The sequence below is a fragment of the Aeromonas sp. ZOR0001 genome (assembly GCF_000801015.1).
GTDB classification, from domain to species: domain Bacteria; phylum Pseudomonadota; class Gammaproteobacteria; order Enterobacterales; family Aeromonadaceae; genus Aeromonas; species Aeromonas veronii.
Genome location: NZ_JRJY01000115.1, coordinates 19,800 through 35,563 on the forward strand (window position 1 = coordinate 19,800; position 15,764 = coordinate 35,563).

A 15,764-nucleotide genomic window follows, 5' to 3' on the forward strand; every position below is an offset into this window, starting at 1 on the left:
ATGAACGTGCGCGGATTTACTCTGATTGAGTTGATGATCACGGTCGGCATCGCCGCCATCTTGTTATTGGTCGGGCTGCCCTCTATGAGTCAGCGCCTCGCGGCCGAACGGCTCGATCGCAGTGCGACCGAACTCGCTTCAGCCTACCGCTTTGCCCGCAGCGAAGCGGTCAAGCTGACCCTGCCGGTGGTATTGCAGGGCACCGAGAACGGTGGCTGGGAGGTGATGGCTGACAGCAAGTTGCTGCGTCAGGCGGCAGCACCTGCTGGCGGAGTGGTGATCAAGCCGTTTGACCCCATCCAGATCGCGCCAACCGGCAGCAGCAGCCACGCCGAGATCATTCTGGCCAATCGCCTCGGTGAGCAGCGGGTGCTCTGCGTGGCCCCGAGCGGCCAGCTGCTGCAAGGGAGCTGCTCATGAGATACGCGGCACTTGCCCGCCAGCAGGGCTTCAATCTGGTGGAGATCATGGTTTCCATGGTGTTGGCGGTGATGGTGTTTCTCGGTCTCGCCAAGGGGCAGGTGGTTTCGTTGCAGCAGGCGCACTACAGCTTGCAGAGCACGCTGGCTACGATCGAGGCGAGCAACAGCGTGGAGCAGATCTGGAGCTCGCTGTGTGAAGTGCAGCGCAAGCCCGAGCGGTTCACCCAGGCCGATTTTCTTGCCCGCTTCACCCTGCAGGATGGCCACCGGCTGGTACTGCCGAACCGTTATAGCGACAACTTTGTGGTCGCTATCGAGTGGCAGGATGAGCGGGTCTCCGGCGCCAAGCGGGTGGAGCTGAACGCAGGATTTCCGCCTTTATGCTGAGCGTCCCCTCCCGGCAACGAGGTGTCAGTCTCGTCGAGCTGATGATCTCCATGGTGCTCGGTCTGATGCTGATGCTGGCGATTTTTGCCGGTTACGCCCCGATCAAGAGCACGGTCGAGCAGAGCAAGGCGCTGGAGCAGGCGAACGAAGTATTGCGCTTTGCCACTCTCACCTTTACCAACAGCATCAAGCAGGCGGATCAGCTGATAGCCGTGACCCCTGATCGCCTGACGCTGGCCTTCAAGGTAGAGGGGGGCAGTCAGGTGCTCTCCTGCCTTGGCAACCAGAAAACCGCCGATTTTACCGAGCAGTACCGCTTCACACCGCCGGTGCTCAGTTGCGATGACGGAGATGGTCCGCGCCTGTTGCTGGCCCATCTTCAGGGTCTTGAATTCGGCCAGCAGGGTGCACTGGTCAATATCCGCATCTTGCCCGAAGGGCTGCCGAGCTATCTGGCACCGGGAGTAGAGGTGCAGGTGGCCCGCCGCAAGGCGGTCTGGGCAGCAGCACTGGCCACATCCGGTGCCAACGCTACAGCAGGAGGAGCGGGATGAACAAGGGATTGCAGGGGCAGCGGGGAGCCGTACTGCTGGTGGTGCTGGTGGTGAGCCTGCTGTCGAGTCTGCTGGTGTTTAGCAGCATTCAGGAGAACCAGTTGCAGACTCGCCTGAGCGGCAATTTTCACAAGAAGATCAATGCGCAGCTCAGTGCCGAGCAGGGGATGAACGAGAGTTATCGCGCCCTGCATCAGGCGCTTGGCGTTGAACCACGGATAGAGTGGGCTCAACTGGTGCAGAAGGTGCCAAGCAAGGGCGAAGGGGCCATGGCGGGCAGCCGCTTCAGCATCGAGCAGTTGGATGCCGCCACCGGCAGCAAGCTGGCATTGCAGAGCCATGGCCGCTATCTGGAGGGAAATGCCAGCCTCAACGCGCTGTTTGCCCTCAAGCGTGAGCCCGGCAATCTCATCTTTCAGGATTCGGTGGTGGCGTGTGAAGGGCTGAGCCTCTCCGGTAGCGGTTTTATCGACAGCTATGACTCGCGCAAGGGCAAATATGGCGGCACCAACATTAACCAGAATGCCAAGGTGGCGACCGTCAGTGACAAGGCCAATGTGGTGCTCGACGGCAATTCGCCAATTTGGGGCGATGTACGGGCGACCGGCTCCGTGACCCTGAACGGATCTTCTCCCATCTCCGGCAACGTGAATGCCGGGAGCGACGTCATTATCTCCCCCTCTTCGGACAAGATTGTCCGGGTCTCCGGCAATGTGAAAGGGGGCGGCAGTTTGACCCTGAAAGGGGGGCGCATCGGTGGTCAGGTGGCGGTCAATGGCAATGTCTCCATGGACTGGGGTACCAGTATCGACAGCGGCAAACTCAGTTATGGTGGTGCTGGCTTTTTTAAAGATCAGGCGAACCAGAAGTATCTGGATCCCGAGTATCGCAATGATCCCAAGCTGCCACCTGTGGCCGGGCAGGTGTGTGACCCGCTCAATGTGGCCGCGTTGCCCAAATCGTTCCCCCCTGCAACGCTGCCCATCAATGGCCCCCTGACGCTGGGCGCCACCCAGCAGATGGTGCTGACCACAGATCCCGCCACCGGCTCGGTCACCAGCAGCAACCAGCACAAGCCCGGGCTACCGCTACCCGGCAAGGGGGATCTGTTTGGCAAGGAGCAGACCATTTATCAGCTCGACAGCCTCAATATGGGGGCCGATGCCAGTCTCACCATCAAGGGGGATGTGGTGCTGCTGATCGACAAGGATTTCACCATGACTGGCAGCAACAAGTTGACGGTGAGCGAGGGGAGCAGCCTGACCCTGATCGTCAGCGGCAAGGTCGATCTCGGGGCCGGTGCCGAGGTGACGGCAGCCAAACAGGGGCTGACCGCTGGCGGTACGCCCGCTATCTCCATCTATTCCGCGTATAGCGGCAAGGATGGGATCAAGCTGTCGGGCAATACCCCGCTCTATGCCGCCCTCTATGCCCCGCTGACCGAGATGAAGATCAGCGGAAGTGGCGGTTTGTACGGGGCGGTGCGTGCAAAACACTTGACCGAGAGCGGTGCGGGCGGGGTGCACTATGACGAGGCGCTGGGCATGGCGGATATGGGCGAAGATCAGGGGCCGCCGCCGACACTGGCGCTGCGGCAGTGGCACTTTGTGCAGTGAGGCTGGCGAGCGGCTAAAAAGGATCGAACGGGGCGCGCAACTGTGAGAAGGTGGAGATCTGTCCACCCAGCCGTTCACTGTTGAGGAGAGCTCCATGCCAGGACCCGCTCGCGCCGGTGCCCTGATCTATGCCAAGGATCCGGGCCTGCTGACCCACTTTTACCGTACATTGCTGCAGATGGTGGTCTGTAGTCAGGATGAGCAGCTGGTAGTGCTGGAAAACAGCGATATCCAGCTGCTGATCCATGCCATTCCTGAGCCTTATGCCGGGCAAGTCGTTATCAAGCGGCCGCCAGCACTGCGGGAAGAGGGGGCCATCAAGCTGTTCTTCACCGTCTCCAGCCTCGCCTGGGCGGAAGCGAAGGCGGCGGATCTCGGCGGCGGTTTGCTGCCACAGCAGTGGACAGGGCCCGGCTTTGTGGTGCGCAACGCCTTCGACCCGGAGGGCAATATCCTGCAACTGCGCGAGTTGCTGGGTTCCCCGGACCCCCTCTGAACCCTCTCTTTTTACAGCATTGCCGTGACGGCGTGCTGTGCCATGCATCGCCATAAAAATGAACCGCCATAAAAACGGGGCCCTGTAGTGGTCAACTAAAAAGGGCCCCGTTCTGCTGTTAGCTTACTGCGCTCATTACTTCAGGTAGCGCTGTTCCAGATGTTGGCGCAGCCAGTGCGGGTTGAGCGCTTCACCGGTGGCGCGGCGCACCAGCTCGTCGGTACTGTGCAGACTCCCCTGTGACCAGATGTTGCGTCCGAGCCAGCCGAAGATCTCCGGCAGGCGGCCCGCCGCGATCACCTCACCCATGCTGCCCAGCTCTTTCTCGAGGGCAAAGCGCAGCTGGGCGGCATACATGGCGCCCAGGGTGTAGCTCGGGAAGTAGCCGAACGAGCCGTCGGTCCAGTGAATATCCTGCATGCAGCCATTGCGGTAGTTGCCCTTGGTGGAGAGCCCCAGCCACTGCTGCATCTTGGCGTCCCACAGCTCGGGGATGTCGGCCACCTCGATCTTCCCTTCCACCAGATCGTGCTCCAGCTCGTAGCGCAGGATAACGTGGGCCGGATAGGTCACCTCGTCCGCATCGACCCGGATAAAGCCCGGCTCGACCCGGCTGTAGAGCCTGGCCAGATTGTCCGGCGCAAACGCCGCCTGTTCGCCGAAGTGGTGACGAATGCGTGGTGCCAGCAGCGCGAGGAAGGCCGGATGATGGCCCAGCTGCATCTCGCAAAACAGGCTCTGACTCTCGTGGATTGCCATGGAGCGCGCTTCGGCCACCGGCTGACCCAGCAGATGGCGCGGCAGCCCCTGTTCGTAACGGGCGTGGCCGGTCTCGTGCACTATGCCCATGAGGCTGGAGACAAACTCCTGCTCGTTGTAGCGGGTGGTGATCCGCACATCGGTCGGCACGCCGCCACAGAAGGGGTGACTGCTCACATCGAGGCGGCCGTGAGCGAAATCAAAGCCGAGCAGCCCCATTACCTCCTGACCGAGCGCCTGCTGGGTCGGGATGGGGAAGGGGCCTTGCGGCAGCAGCAGGGCATCGCCCTTTTGTTGTTCACTCACGGTCTGGATAAGAGCCGGCAGCCAGCTGGCGAGATCGCCGAAGATCTGATCGAGCCGTGCGCTGGTCATGCCCGGCTCATAGAGGGCCAGCATGGCGTCGTAGGGGCGCACGCCAAGCGCATCGGCCCGCAGCTGTGCTACTTCACGGGAGAGTTTCACCACCTCCTCGAGATTGGGGGCAAAACCGGCCCAGTCGTTGTTCTTGCGCTGGCTGCGCCAGGCGTGTTCGCACTTGCTGCCGGCCAGAGACAGCGCTTCGACCAGCTCACCGGGCAGCAGGCTGGCATCTTGCCACTGGCGCTTGATCTCGCCGAGGTTGGCCCGTTGCACTTCATCGAGCGGCTCACTCTCGGCCTTGGCAATCCAGTCGCCCAGCTCGGGAGCGGTGCGCTTCTGGTGGATCAGCAGACCGAGTTCGGCCATCGCTTCGGCGCGGGCATTGTTGCCCCCTTCCGGCATCATGGCTGCCTGATCCCAGCCGCAGATGGCGGCGAGGTGGCTAAAGCGGTGGATCTGCTGCTGATGTTGTTCAAGCTTTTGATATGACATGGGATTGTCCTTGTTATCGTCCCTGATGGTATGCCGCCCCGTACCTGGCATGATCGGGGCCGTTCGATGCTAACACCGCCGCTGTATAGTTGACCACCATCATGCAGGCGGGCCAAAGGCGTGGGGGCGATCGGCGAGTTAGCCTAGCCGCTTCTGGTGCCGTTCGCGGTTTTCCGCTTTTTTGCGTTCGCTTTTACGCAGCAGCACGTATAGAGCACCGCTGCCGCCGTGGCGACGCTCGGCACTGTGGATCGCCATGACGGCGGGCAGTTGCGGCAACCAGGCGCTCACATAGCTTTTCAGCAGGGCGCGCGGGGTGCTGCGCTCCCCCTTGCCGTGCAGGATCAGCAGGCAGCGGATATCCCGGACTTCACAATCTGCAATGAACTGCACCAGCGTCTGGCGCGCTTCGTTGAGGGTTTTCTGGTGCAAGTCCAGGCTGGCTTGCAACTCGTATTTGCCGAGCCGCAGCTTCTTGTAGACCCCCTCCTGCACCCCATCACGCTTGAAGCCGACGATTTGGTGCGGATCTAGCATCTCGATGGCCTCCATGGTGAGGTGGTCGAGGGCGAGTTGTTCGGTAGTGGCAGCCTGGCGGCGAGCGAGCTGCGCCTCGGTCGGGGCGGATTTAGCCGCATGGGGATGGATGTTGTCGCTGCGAATGGGCCGCACGTCGGCCACTTCATTCATGAATAGCGAGAGTTCGTCGTTATGAGACACGGCAGGCTCCCCATAAGAAAAAGTGGGGGCCATTATAACGGCCGCAACCGGCACAGAAAACGGGGAGGGGATAAGGGGCGCCCAGCATGGACATTAGTGCAGTCTGGCCCGGGAATCACAGTCGCGAACCATAAAACAGCACAGGCGGTCAGTGTGAACTGCCGCCTGTGGTCAGAGGATTATTTGCCCTCTTTGGGTTGTTGAGAATGGGGGTGCTGTGAATGAGGCGGTTGCGAGTGCATCACCTTGTAGATGAAGTAGGCCGCGTAAGAGCTGATGAGCAAGAAGGTGCCGATAATCACCAGCATCGACATCAATCCCACGCTGTTGCCAAACATCAGGTCCAGCCAAAAGTCCATTTTATTGCTCCTGTCACCCAGTTGATGACAGGCATGATAAATACCTCTTTGCCACGTCCGGGATGATCCCGATCAACTCCCTTGCAGGTTGTTTAATAACCAGCGCGATCTGTGATCGTTCTCACTGGACTCCTTGCTACCGAGCCTGCACAGGGCCCGGTGTGGTGAGCGGGGTAATGCGCCACCCTTGCTGCTCCAGCAACGCCAGCAACCCCTGTTCGCCGTAAAGGTGCAGGGCGCCTACCACGATAAAGCTCTCGTTGGGCAGGGTGGACCATTTTTTCAGCCAGTTATGGTTGCGCTCGGCCAGCAGGGTCTGCTCCATCCAGCTCTGTAGCGCGGGCGGGGCCATCTCCTCCTTGAGCAGATTGATCAGCGTTGCCTCATCTCCCTGCTGCCACGCCTTCATCACGGCGGCGAAACCACTCTCCAGCATCGGTAGCTCATCCAGGGTGCTGGCGAGCATCAGGGTCTGGTTGTCACCCACGCTGGCCAGATAACCGAGCTGCTCCAGCAGGGTCTCAAAGCCCACCAACGGTTTGCCCTCTTTAGCGGCCCGGGTGGCAAAGTGCTGGTCTATCCCGAGTTCACTCTTGAAGTCGGAGCGGGCCATGGCGGCTTGGGTCAGAGTAATGGCGGCAAACCAGGGGCGCAGGGTGGCGAGGGTAGCCTCGTCGATGCCATAGCGGGCCCCTGCCATCAGGGTGCGTTGATAGAGCTCGGCAGGCAGATGATCCTTGAGCGGCTTGCCATCCACCAGTCGGGTGAGGGAGCCGGTTTGTTGCCACTGAGCCGGCGTGATGCTGTTCATGTCCACCTCCATCACCAGTGCGTGACTCTGCAGCCAGGCACGCTCCACCGGCTCGGGCAGAGGATAGAGGGAAGGTTTGCCCGCATGGATTGAGCCCAACAGCCAGTGTTGCTGGTTGCCCTTGCTCACCCGATAGAAGGCGGGATCGGCAAAGGCGTGCAGCGGTAGCAGCAGGCAGAGCAGGAAGGCTAAGAGGGTGCGATGAAATCTCATGGGGATCCTTAATATGCGCCGGGTGACTTCTCTTGCTGACAATAACCCCTATGATAAGTCCTCATTTCAGATAACCAAGAGGTTTGCCATGCCCCATCTTCGTTTTCGCGCCGTGGCGTTCGAGACCCTGCAACAGGTGAGCGGCCCGCTGCTGGCCGAGCTTTGCGAGCTGACCGGCGGCAAGCCGGAGTTTGTCACCATGGAGCGGGTGGAGAGCTGCTGGATCCGCAATGGCGAGCCAGAGGCGGGATTTCCGTTTGTCGAGTTGCACTGGTTCGAACGGCCGCAGGAGATGCAGGACGCCGCCGCGCGCCTTATCACGCGCCATTTGAAACGGGTGCTGGGGGAGCAGACCTATGTAGTGGTGCAGGTGAGCCCTCTGGTCAAGAGTGCCTACTACAGCAATGGCGAGCACTATTGAAGAGAGGGACAAACCAGGTTGGCGGGGCGGGTGACGCCGCTACCCAGCTAACGCCACCTGGGCGACCGGGTACTTGGTCGCCAATCACGGGATCAGGCTGATTTGGCCAGCAGTTTATCGAGCCAGCGAGTGGGCAATACCCGTCGCAAGAAGGCAAACAGCCGGGTTGGTGTGGTCACCGGATATCGCGCCTTGGGATGGGCGTGGGTCAGTGCATGGAGCAGCGGCGGGATGCAGGCTTCGCTGGAGAGGGTAAAGCCGCTGGTGGCCCCCTCTTTTTCCAGCCGCGTCAGGGTCTGGCGGTAGGCCGACTGATGGCGGCTCTGGGCCGGATCGATGTGACGCAAGAAGGCGCTGCGGGCATTGGCACGAAAACGGGTATCGATAGGACCCGGTTCAATCAGGCTGATATGTACCCCGCTACCCGCCAGTTCAAGGCGCAGGGTGTCGCTATAACCTTCCAGCGCAAACTTGCTGGCGTTGTAGGCGCCGCGATACTTCATGGCAACCAGCCCCAGAACCGAGCTGTTCTGCACTATCCGCCCCTCTTTGGCCTCCAGCATCGGCGGCAGCACCTGACGGATCAGATGGTGCCAGCCAAACAGGTTGGTATTGAATTGTTCCCTGAGCGCTTCGGTGGGCAGATCTTCCAGCGCCCCGGGTTGGCCATAAGCGCCATTGTTGAACAGGCCATAGAGGCGCCCGCCCGCCAGATGGAGCGCCGCACTGGCACCCAGCTCGATGGAGGCAGGGTCCGCCAGATCCAGCTGTACTGCCAGCAATCCCTGTTGCTGCAGACGGGCCACATCTTCCGCCTTGCGCGCCGAGGCGATCACGGTAAAACCGTGCTGCCCGAGCGCCTGTGCGGCGGCGAGGCCAATACCGCTGGAACAACCGGTGATCAGAACAAAACGGGGCATGATGGGAAATCTCTATACGATGTATCGCTTGAGGATACATGAAACAAAAGCCCGCATAAAAGCGGGCTAAGTGTGATAAACAGTACTTCTTACAGGTTTTGCGCTGCCCAAGAGATAAAATCGCGTTTCTCGGTTGGGGTCATTTTGTCAAACCAGAATCGCGCTTGTTGGGAAGCTGAGCCACTGATATCGGAAGGCTGAATGGGTTTTGTGGCTACTGCTGCGGGAATCATGTTGCTGCCTTGTGTCGGCAAGTCATATACGTTTTTCACATTACCCTGCATTGCTCCTGCCAGTTGAGGTAGCGCCGCTGGTTGGTTGCTACGGTTAAATGCGTCAAGCTCTTCGCCAAAATTACGAAGCACGGACATATTGGTCATAGAGACCAGCTCACCAAGTTTGTATGAAACGGTGTTGCCGGATGACGAGAGTTTCCATTGTGGTTGTTTGTCAAACGCCTCTCCTCGCTCCCATGTTTGCAACCTCGGTGCTTCTACCGATATTGCTTGGTTTGCAGCATTAAATGTCAATACATGTACATGAGAGTTATATTTTTTTGTATTGTTTTTATCTTTGACTAATTGAGAGATTTTAATCGCAATTTGATTGTCTCCGTCGGGCAAAGATTGATTGTCTACCTTGCCAATAAACAGCGGGGAGTCAACCGGAATACCATTGACCGCAACTAGTTCTACCCCTCTGCCTATTTCCAGATTGACTGCAGCCTGACTGACAGAGGGTAGTGTGGCGATTAATGCTGCCATAATGGTCTTTTTCATTTCTGGTTTACCTCTTGTCTTCATCACAACTAAAAAGGCGGGCCCTGTAAGGGCCCGCCAAGTAGGCATTAAATACAGGGAACACAAGCCAGGGTTTAGAAGTAGTATTCTACGCCCATGCCCAGACCAAACTCTTTATCGCCATCTTGTACCACTGACAGACCACGGCGCTGCAGATAGTAAGGACGAACATAGGCAACGGCGGAGTCATCCAGGAAGTACATGGCTTGACCGGAGATGATGGAGTCGCTGAACTCGGTCACCTTAAAGTCGCCAGCCGCCGTTTCAAATTCAGGCTTCAGGTTGGCGGCATAGGCGAGTTTGAACTGCCACAGACCTGTGTTGTATATCGTGGCCAAGGTATAGCTATCTTGTGACATGCCGTTCAATTGTGAGGTGCCTACACCGATAACATTCAAGTCCATGTCGGTATAATCGGCGGTCAGGCGCTTATAGGCACCGTAGAAGCCGAGGCCATTGTCAAAGTTCAGCTCGAAGCCCAGCAGATAGGCATTTGAGTCGCCTGTTCCGCTAGTATGCGTAAGGATGGTATCGCCACCCTTCTGGGTTTTGTTAAACGCGCCATCTCCGATTTTGCGGTCAGTTCCTTTTTCATAGGTCGCGTGCAGAGTCAGCGGACCGGTATTGTAGTGGGCGCCCAAGCCATAGAAGTTGGAGCTCGCATCATCGGTATTGTTACCACGGCCCAGCGCCAGGTTGTAGCTGAAGCCGCTATGGTTGGCGGAGTCAAAGCGGATCATGTTGGATTGACGGTCGTAGTTACCACCACCGATGATGTCGCCGCGCCAGTCCATCACTTTACCGGTAGAGATACTGCTGTACGGCCAGTCAAGCACTTCATAGAGCGGTGTTAGCATACGGCCTGCGCGAACTTTACCTATCCCTTCCCACTCGAAACCACCGAAGGTATCGCGCACACCCAGCTTGCCGTCACCGCCAGACTCACCGACGTTGCCGGATTCGATTTGCCAGATAAACTTGGGGCCGTTGGCAAAATCCTTGCTGCCACGAAAACCGATGCGAGATTCATTTTCGATCTTGATGGGGTTCTCGTATCCGCCATTGGCATCAACGGTTGCCCAGTCAGCACCAGTCCAGGCAGAGATTGCGATCTGGCCATAGATGTCGACATTCTTGATATCTGCATGAGCAGGCAGTGCGAAAGCTGAAGCAATGACAACAGCCAGTGCGGATTTATTGAACATAAGATAGCTCCTGATTTTATGGACTTAGCTTTTTTTTCGGCAGTTGGCTGTGTGCCTTCCGCTCGATTATCGGTATTGCAATCAACACCCCGAAGGGCAAAAAATCTTGTCTTGGCTACCTGCAACCCGGATGTCTTGGCACATCTGTAGTTGGCAGTCCTGATCATCACATGTTGTTTTTTTATGTTCCGATTCTTGGCTATCGGACAACCCCAAGAGTACGTTCGCGGTGCGAAATATCAATGAAAAGTTCCCTCAACGTTTCAAAAGTATGACCGAGTGCAAATAATCATGGGCAAGGTCGTAAACAGCCTCATGGCAGGTATCACAGTGATGAGAGCGTTTTCTTGAGGCCGCAGCCAGCGCCAGTGCGGGTTTTCATCCGGTACAGGGGAAGAGGTGTCAGTTAACCTGCCGATAACAGATAATTTTGTGCTACAAAAAAACTTTCCCTCTCATTGAGGGAAAGTGATCTGGTGAGGATGCGGGGCGAATAGGGATCAGCCTTGCTGGCCGAGGATGCGGGGGATCTGCTGCGCCTGATGGTGGATATGGGACGAGACCTGCACCGAGAGTTGACTCACCTGACGGGCATGCTGATGGATACGGGTGATCAGATCGGCAAAACTGGCCAGTTTGTGCTCCTGACTTTTGGCGTTGTCGGCGCCCTGCAGGGCGATCACTGCGGTGTTGCGGGCGATCTCCCTCACTGCCTGGGTAGTCTGGCGCAGTTGTTCCGCCTGCGCCCGCTGGCGGCTTGATTCGCTGGTGATCCGGTTCAGTACAGTGCCAAGTTGTTCGCCGGATTGAGTCAGGCGCCCCAGAATATCGGTGATCTGGTTGAGGGATTGCTGGGTATTGGCCGAGAGGTGGCGCACTTCATCGGCAACCACGGCAAAACCGCGTCCCTGTTCCCCTGCGCGGGCCGCTTCGATGGCGGCGTTGAGGGCCAGCAAGTTGGTCTGCTGAGCGATATGACCGATCACATCGACAATTGCCGTCACATCGGCAACCGAGCGGGTGAGGGCTTGCAGCGCCTCATCGCTCTCGTCAATCGCCAGTCCGGTCTGATGAGTGGCGTGCAGCATGCTCCCCACCAGGTCTTCGCTCTGGCTCATCGCCTGTTCGTTATGGTGGGCATGCTGGGCGATGTCGGCGGCGACCTGATGGACCTCTCCGGCCAGCTGGTTCAGCTCATCCATCATCTGGCCGCTCTCGTCGACCACCTGTTCGGTGGTGCGGGTGCTGTGGTGGATCTCGTCAACCTGGCTGACCATCCCTTGCAGACTGAGGGATACCGCTGACAGCTGCCCCTCTTTTTGTTGCTGGTCCAGTTGCAGGCGACCGATCAGCCGATTGTAGCTGGCAACAATATCGGCCAGCTCGTTGTGATCGCGCCCGGCAGGCAACGGCTCGGCCTGCCCCGTCTGATCGAGCTGCAGAAAGGCTCCACGCAGTCGCAACAAGGGGGTGAGCAGCCAGCGTCGTTGCACCAGCGCAAACAGCAGGGCGACTATCACCAGACAGAGCGCCAGCGTGCCGAGGATGGTGGCCAGCTCCTTATTGACGGCTTGCCGTTCGTGGGCAAGTAGTTCCCCCATCTGTCTGGTCGCTTGCAACATGGCCATGATGTCTTGCTGCACGGTCTGGCGGCCAGCCTGTTGTTGCTGAAGCGCCGTGCGGCTGTTGGCCAGCTCCTGCGGATAGCGGCCCAGCAGCGAGCGTAATTCGCTGCGCGGTTGATCTCCCAGCTCCTTTCGCACTGGCTCCCCCAGAGTGAATTCATCGGCGGGCGCCTCTTCATACAGGCCGAGCAGCGGCAAGGCTTGCAGCGCTTGCGCCTGTTTTTGCAGTGCCTCCAGCTCGAAGCGGATCCCTTCGAGCAGCTTCTCATTGCCCTGTTCCATATAGCTTTGGCGCAAATGGGCGAGGCGCGGCAGGCCCGCCAGGATCTCGGCCGCACCGCGGTGATATTGCTGTGCTGCGGCAGATTGTTCCGTGCTGGCACCTTGCTCCCCATAGCGGATCAGCGCCATGGCCTGGCTGCCCAGCTCACTCTCCGCATTTTGCAGTAGCAGCTGGCTGTTGCCCGAGAGCTTGCCTGCGGCCTGATAGTCGTGCGCGATGCGCTGCGCCATCTGCTCGAGTTGCTGCCTGAGCGGGGCCGCCACGGCATCATCCTGAGCGGTCAGCGAGGAAAGCGCTTGTTGGCGGATCTTCTCCGCAGCGGTCAGTTGCTGTGGATCGCCGCTGTTGAGGTAGTCACGCAGGCTGTTTTGCAGGGTCACTGTCACCAGTTGTTGCAGCGTCTCGTGCTGATGCTGGGCCTGATTGGTACGGGCAAGCTGCTGCCAGCCGTGGTAGAGGGCCAGCGCCTGTCCTCCCGCGACCAGTAACAAAACAAGGGAGGAGAGGGTGGCGTAATGGGCGATTTTCACGGGGTAATTCCTGTCAGCACAGACCATGGGGGAGCGTGGCCCGAGCCTAAACAGGGATGATGGCGTTTTTATGACAGCATGGTCAGGTGGCCCTATTTTACCGACTTAACTGGCTGGGGATGCCAGTGCTCTGTTGCGTTGGCCCAGCATACCGAGCAGGGCGCCTCCTATGATAAGTGCACCGGCCAGCAGATGGCGCGAGGTCAGCGTTTCTCCATTGAGCAACACCAGCAGCAAGGTACTCAGCAGCGGTGTCAGGTAGGCAAGGGCACCGATCCGGCGTGGGTCCCCATCCCGCAGCGCAAGATACCAGGTCACAAAGGCTGCCCCCATCGGGCCCAGCGCCAGCCCGATGATGAGACTCCAGTCACTGGTGGGGATCTGTGCGAGCGGCAGGGGCCCCTCCAGCAGACGGGCAAGCTGCAGCGCCAGCAAACCTGCGGGCAGGCAGGCTGCCGCAGTGACCACGGCAGGGGCTGGTGGCAGACGGCGTGATAGCACCGAATAGGCCCCCCAGACGACAGCTGCACCGAGCGCCAACAGGTATCCCGGCAGATAGGCCTGCTGCAGTTGCAGCTCGCCATCGACCATCACCAGCATGGAACCCGCCAGACCAAAGGCGCCAGCCAGCAGATGACGTGCATGGAGTGGATGACCGGGCAACAACAGCGGGGTGAACAGAATGATACAGAGTGGCCAGAGGTAGTTGATGAGGTTGGCCTCCAGCACCGGGGCATGGCGAAAGCTCATAAAGAGCAGCAGATGGTAGAGCAGCAATGCCGTAACCGTCACCAGCCAAGTAATCGGGCGAGCGCGCCATTGGCGCCAGAACGGCAAAGCCCCGACCCCGCAGAACAACAGCACCAGCCCGACCAGCACCAGCGGTGACACGCTGGTGACCCGTGACGTCAGCGCCGCCAGCGAGGCCCACAGCACAATGGTCAGCAGTGCAAAACCGGTGGATCTATCCCACCAAGAACATCCGGACATCCAACACTCCTTTGCAAGATGAAACAGGGCTTGGCCTCACAGACAAGCCGAAGAGAAGCAGTCTATCAGAGAGCGCATGCTCTGAACGCAGAAAGGAGAGGGTCATTACGGTTGGATGGTCGGATTCATTGTCGCCAAAAACGACCAAGGGGTTAGCATCGTGAAGATGCCAACCCCTTGTTTTATATGGCGCTCCCGACTGGAGTCGAACCAGTGGCCTGTCCCTTAGGAGCCAAGGTTGATAGAGTTTCAGACGGTATCCACTGGTTCTGCGATGGATATTTTTTTGATTAAAAACAGTTATTTAATTAATATGTCTGTATCAAGTAGTTTCATAAGGTCTCACTCCAACGCACTGCATTGGAGGGGTACGGGGAGGGGTACGGATGGCGATAAGTAAAGACTTGGAGATCTCGTCACTCAAGCCTGTTGAAGGGGTTAAGGTGAAGCGATATGCGATTCAATCGAAGCATGGTGGCGGGCTCAAGATAGAAATTCGCGCAAGTGGCCTCAAGCGTTTTGTGTATCGCTTCAAGATTGGTGGTAGTGAAGGTGAATTGTTGTTGGGGAGTTATCCAGCTCTAACTTTGGCTAAAGCTAGAGAGGAGCATGGCAAAGCCGTGCAGCTTGTGAAGCGGGGCATTGATCCCACTAAGTTTGCAGCGCAAGAAAAGGCTAAAAATGAAACGGCCCTGACGATGGATGAGTTGCTTGGACGATGGCTCGATGCGCAACGTGTTGCTCAGGTCGTCAAACCCAAAACCCTCCAATGTCATCAAGATCGTTGGAATCGTCATCTCAAGAAGACCCTGGGCAATATTCGCTTAATCGATCTGACTCGTGCCCACTTGGCACAAGCGTTAGAGATAACCAGGCGCGCAACAAAAGACGAAACCCGTAAGGGGCTGGGAACGCTGAATCAGATGTTGGATTATGCGGTGGTTCACTGCCTGATTGAAGCTAACCCAGCAAGGCTATTACGGCCAAAAGATTTTGGCGCCAGTGCTGGCGCCCCAAGAGAGCGTTGGCTGACTGTCCCCGAATTGCGCAGGTTATGGAAGGCCATTGATGAGGACTTGGGGAGCGGTGGCAGCCTGGCAGCTGGGGGACGGGGCGTTTCTCGCCATGCCACTATTTCTCTGCCTGCAGCGAATGCGATCAAGCTATTGATACTGACCGGATGTCGGCGTAGTGAAGTCGCCAATATGCGTTTTTCACAGATCAAGGATGATATATGGACCATTCCAGAAACGAAAAATGGTAGAGCTCATACAGTCTTTATTTCTCCTCAAGCAAGATCAGTAATTGAAGTTCAGGGACAGTATTCCAATGGTGATTTTGTATTTGAATCAGATCGGCCAAAAACAGATGAAATAGAGCCAATATTAGTCGATTCAATTACACGAGCACTAAGACGATTCATTGCTCGCTCTCTATCTGATATGGAGCCATTTACTATTCATGATTTACGTCGAAGTGCTGCAACTAACTGGGCGGAAAGACTGGATACTGAGGAAAGGGTAATTGAGCTTTGCTTGAATCACACACCCATTAACAAACTTATTAGAACTTATCACCGCTCACGTCATGCCGAGAAAACCCGACTTGTCTGGATTAATTGGGGGAGACTGGTAGCTGATGAGGTGATGCAAGAGCCTGTTGCTGAAACAGTATTCAATAACGTTGTGAAATTGAGTTTTAATAGAAAGTAAGTGGCTATGATAATGCTGAATGACGGACTAAATGATTAAATCGAGCCTGTAAATCCAATTGTGTAACCGCCCACGAATAAGTAACT

General features: G+C 57.7%; 16 protein-coding genes. 7 read left to right on the forward strand and 9 right to left on the reverse strand.

The genetic code is table 11. The features are described 5' to 3' along the window. The 5 genes from L972_RS15385 (at nucleotide 1) to L972_RS15405 (ending at nucleotide 3,475) form a co-directional block, all read left to right on the forward strand. Nucleotides 1–420: a GspH/FimT family pseudopilin gene (locus tag L972_RS15385; protein WP_005338751.1), complete on the forward strand. Its 420-nt coding sequence runs from the start codon at nucleotides 1–3 to the stop codon at nucleotides 418–420. After that, nucleotides 417–809, forward strand: a complete 393-nt coding sequence (locus L972_RS15390) for a type IV pilus modification PilV family protein (protein WP_005338749.1) — start codon at nucleotides 417–419, stop codon at nucleotides 807–809. The genes L972_RS15385 and L972_RS15390 overlap by 4 nt, the downstream gene beginning before the upstream one ends. Then, complete coding sequence (locus L972_RS15395) at nucleotides 803–1,363, forward strand: PilW family protein (RefSeq protein WP_047439330.1); 561 nt, start codon at nucleotides 803–805, stop codon at nucleotides 1,361–1,363. Before L972_RS15390 ends, L972_RS15395 begins: the two co-directional genes overlap by 7 nt. Next, the gene (locus L972_RS15400) at nucleotides 1,360–2,979 is read left to right on the forward strand and encodes a DUF7305 domain-containing protein (RefSeq protein WP_047439332.1); all 1,620 of its coding nucleotides are present in this window, start codon (nucleotides 1,360–1,362) and stop codon (nucleotides 2,977–2,979) included. Before L972_RS15395 ends, L972_RS15400 begins: the two co-directional genes overlap by 4 nt. A 94-nt stretch (nucleotides 2,980–3,073) precedes the next feature. Continuing rightward, nucleotides 3,074–3,475: a VOC family protein gene (locus L972_RS15405; RefSeq protein WP_005338740.1), complete on the forward strand. Its 402-nt coding sequence runs from the start codon at nucleotides 3,074–3,076 to the stop codon at nucleotides 3,473–3,475. A gap of 135 nt (nucleotides 3,476–3,610) precedes the next feature. On the opposite strand, the gene L972_RS15410 is transcribed toward L972_RS15405, so the two are convergent. The 4 genes from L972_RS15410 to L972_RS15425 form a co-directional block, all read right to left on the reverse strand. Then, nucleotides 3,611–5,089 carry a carboxypeptidase M32 gene (locus L972_RS15410; RefSeq protein WP_047439333.1) on the reverse strand — a complete coding sequence of 493 codons (1,479 nt, stop codon included), beginning with the start codon at nucleotides 5,087–5,089 and terminating at the stop codon, nucleotides 3,611–3,613. A gap of 138 nt (nucleotides 5,090–5,227) precedes the next feature. After that, entirely contained in the window at nucleotides 5,228–5,809 is a 582-nt protein-coding gene (gene smrA, locus L972_RS15415; protein WP_047439335.1) for a DNA endonuclease SmrA, read from the reverse strand. Nucleotides 5,810–5,988: 179 nt separating this feature from the next. After that, the gene (locus tag L972_RS15420; protein ID WP_047439337.1) at nucleotides 5,989–6,168 is read right to left on the reverse strand and encodes a DUF3149 domain-containing protein; all 180 of its coding nucleotides are present in this window, start codon (nucleotides 6,166–6,168) and stop codon (nucleotides 5,989–5,991) included. A gap of 136 nt (nucleotides 6,169–6,304) precedes the next feature. Next, nucleotides 6,305–7,192, reverse strand: a complete 888-nt coding sequence (locus L972_RS15425) for a TraB/GumN family protein (RefSeq protein ID WP_047439339.1) — start codon at nucleotides 7,190–7,192, stop codon at nucleotides 6,305–6,307. 88 nt (nucleotides 7,193–7,280) lie between these two features. Here L972_RS15425 and L972_RS15430 point away from each other — a divergent pair, with 88 nt between their 5' ends. Then, nucleotides 7,281–7,613: a DUF1904 family protein gene (locus tag L972_RS15430; RefSeq protein WP_047439340.1), complete on the forward strand. Its 333-nt coding sequence runs from the start codon at nucleotides 7,281–7,283 to the stop codon at nucleotides 7,611–7,613. A 92-nt stretch (nucleotides 7,614–7,705) separates the two neighbouring features. Here L972_RS15430 and L972_RS15435 read toward each other — a convergent pair whose 3' ends face one another. The 5 genes from L972_RS15435 to L972_RS15455 form a co-directional block, all read right to left on the reverse strand. Further along, nucleotides 7,706–8,533 carry an SDR family oxidoreductase gene (locus L972_RS15435; RefSeq protein ID WP_005343603.1) on the reverse strand — a complete coding sequence of 276 codons (828 nt, stop codon included), beginning with the start codon at nucleotides 8,531–8,533 and terminating at the stop codon, nucleotides 7,706–7,708. Nucleotides 8,534–8,622: 89 nt separating this feature from the next. Then, nucleotides 8,623–9,312 (reverse strand): YccT family protein, encoded by a 690-nt coding sequence (locus L972_RS15440; protein ID WP_047439342.1) that lies wholly within the window; start codon nucleotides 9,310–9,312, stop codon nucleotides 8,623–8,625. A 95-nt stretch (nucleotides 9,313–9,407) separates the two neighbouring features. Then, nucleotides 9,408–10,538: a porin gene (locus tag L972_RS15445; protein WP_047439344.1), complete on the reverse strand. Its 1,131-nt coding sequence runs from the start codon at nucleotides 10,536–10,538 to the stop codon at nucleotides 9,408–9,410. 500 nt (nucleotides 10,539–11,038) lie between these two features. Further along, nucleotides 11,039–12,976 carry a methyl-accepting chemotaxis protein gene (locus tag L972_RS15450; RefSeq protein ID WP_047439347.1) on the reverse strand — a complete coding sequence of 646 codons (1,938 nt, stop codon included), beginning with the start codon at nucleotides 12,974–12,976 and terminating at the stop codon, nucleotides 11,039–11,041. 105 nt (nucleotides 12,977–13,081) lie between these two features. Further along, complete coding sequence (locus L972_RS15455; RefSeq protein WP_047439349.1) at nucleotides 13,082–13,966, reverse strand: DMT family transporter; 885 nt, start codon at nucleotides 13,964–13,966, stop codon at nucleotides 13,082–13,084. A 386-nt stretch (nucleotides 13,967–14,352) separates the two neighbouring features. Between L972_RS15455 and L972_RS15460 the strand changes: the two genes are divergently transcribed. Beyond that, nucleotides 14,353–15,678, forward strand: coding sequence for a tyrosine-type recombinase/integrase (locus L972_RS15460; RefSeq protein WP_047439350.1), 1,326 nt, complete (start codon nucleotides 14,353–14,355; stop codon nucleotides 15,676–15,678). Nucleotides 15,679–15,764: the final 86 nt, after the last annotated feature.

Excerpts from the sequence above, each read along its gene's own strand:
- L972_RS15395 (WP_047439330.1), top strand. The coding sequence starts at position 803 with ATGCTGAGCGTCCCCTCCCGGCAACGAGGTGTCAGTCTCGTCGAGCTG.
- L972_RS15400 (WP_047439332.1), top strand. The coding sequence starts at position 1,360 with ATGAACAAGGGATTGCAGGGGCAGCGGGGAGCCGTACTGCTGGTGGTG.
- L972_RS15390 (WP_005338749.1), top strand. The coding sequence starts at position 417 with ATGAGATACGCGGCACTTGCCCGCCAGCAGGGCTTCAATCTGGTGGAG.
- L972_RS15410 (WP_047439333.1), bottom strand. The coding sequence starts at position 5,089 with ATGTCATATCAAAAGCTTGAACAACATCAGCAGCAGATCCACCGCTTT.
- L972_RS15405 (WP_005338740.1), top strand. The coding sequence starts at position 3,074 with ATGCCAGGACCCGCTCGCGCCGGTGCCCTGATCTATGCCAAGGATCCG.
- L972_RS15425 (WP_047439339.1), bottom strand. The coding sequence starts at position 7,192 with ATGAGATTTCATCGCACCCTCTTAGCCTTCCTGCTCTGCCTGCTGCTA.
- L972_RS15430 (WP_047439340.1), top strand. The coding sequence starts at position 7,281 with ATGCCCCATCTTCGTTTTCGCGCCGTGGCGTTCGAGACCCTGCAACAG.
- L972_RS15460 (WP_047439350.1), top strand. The coding sequence starts at position 14,353 with ATGGCGATAAGTAAAGACTTGGAGATCTCGTCACTCAAGCCTGTTGAA.
- L972_RS15455 (WP_047439349.1), bottom strand. The coding sequence starts at position 13,966 with ATGTCCGGATGTTCTTGGTGGGATAGATCCACCGGTTTTGCACTGCTG.
- L972_RS15435 (WP_005343603.1), bottom strand. The coding sequence starts at position 8,533 with ATGCCCCGTTTTGTTCTGATCACCGGTTGTTCCAGCGGTATTGGCCTC.
- L972_RS15445 (WP_047439344.1), bottom strand. The coding sequence starts at position 10,538 with ATGTTCAATAAATCCGCACTGGCTGTTGTCATTGCTTCAGCTTTCGCA.
- L972_RS15440 (WP_047439342.1), bottom strand. The coding sequence starts at position 9,312 with ATGAAAAAGACCATTATGGCAGCATTAATCGCCACACTACCCTCTGTC.
- L972_RS15420 (WP_047439337.1), bottom strand. The coding sequence starts at position 6,168 with ATGGACTTTTGGCTGGACCTGATGTTTGGCAACAGCGTGGGATTGATG.
- L972_RS15385 (WP_005338751.1), top strand. The coding sequence starts at position 1 with ATGAACGTGCGCGGATTTACTCTGATTGAGTTGATGATCACGGTCGGC.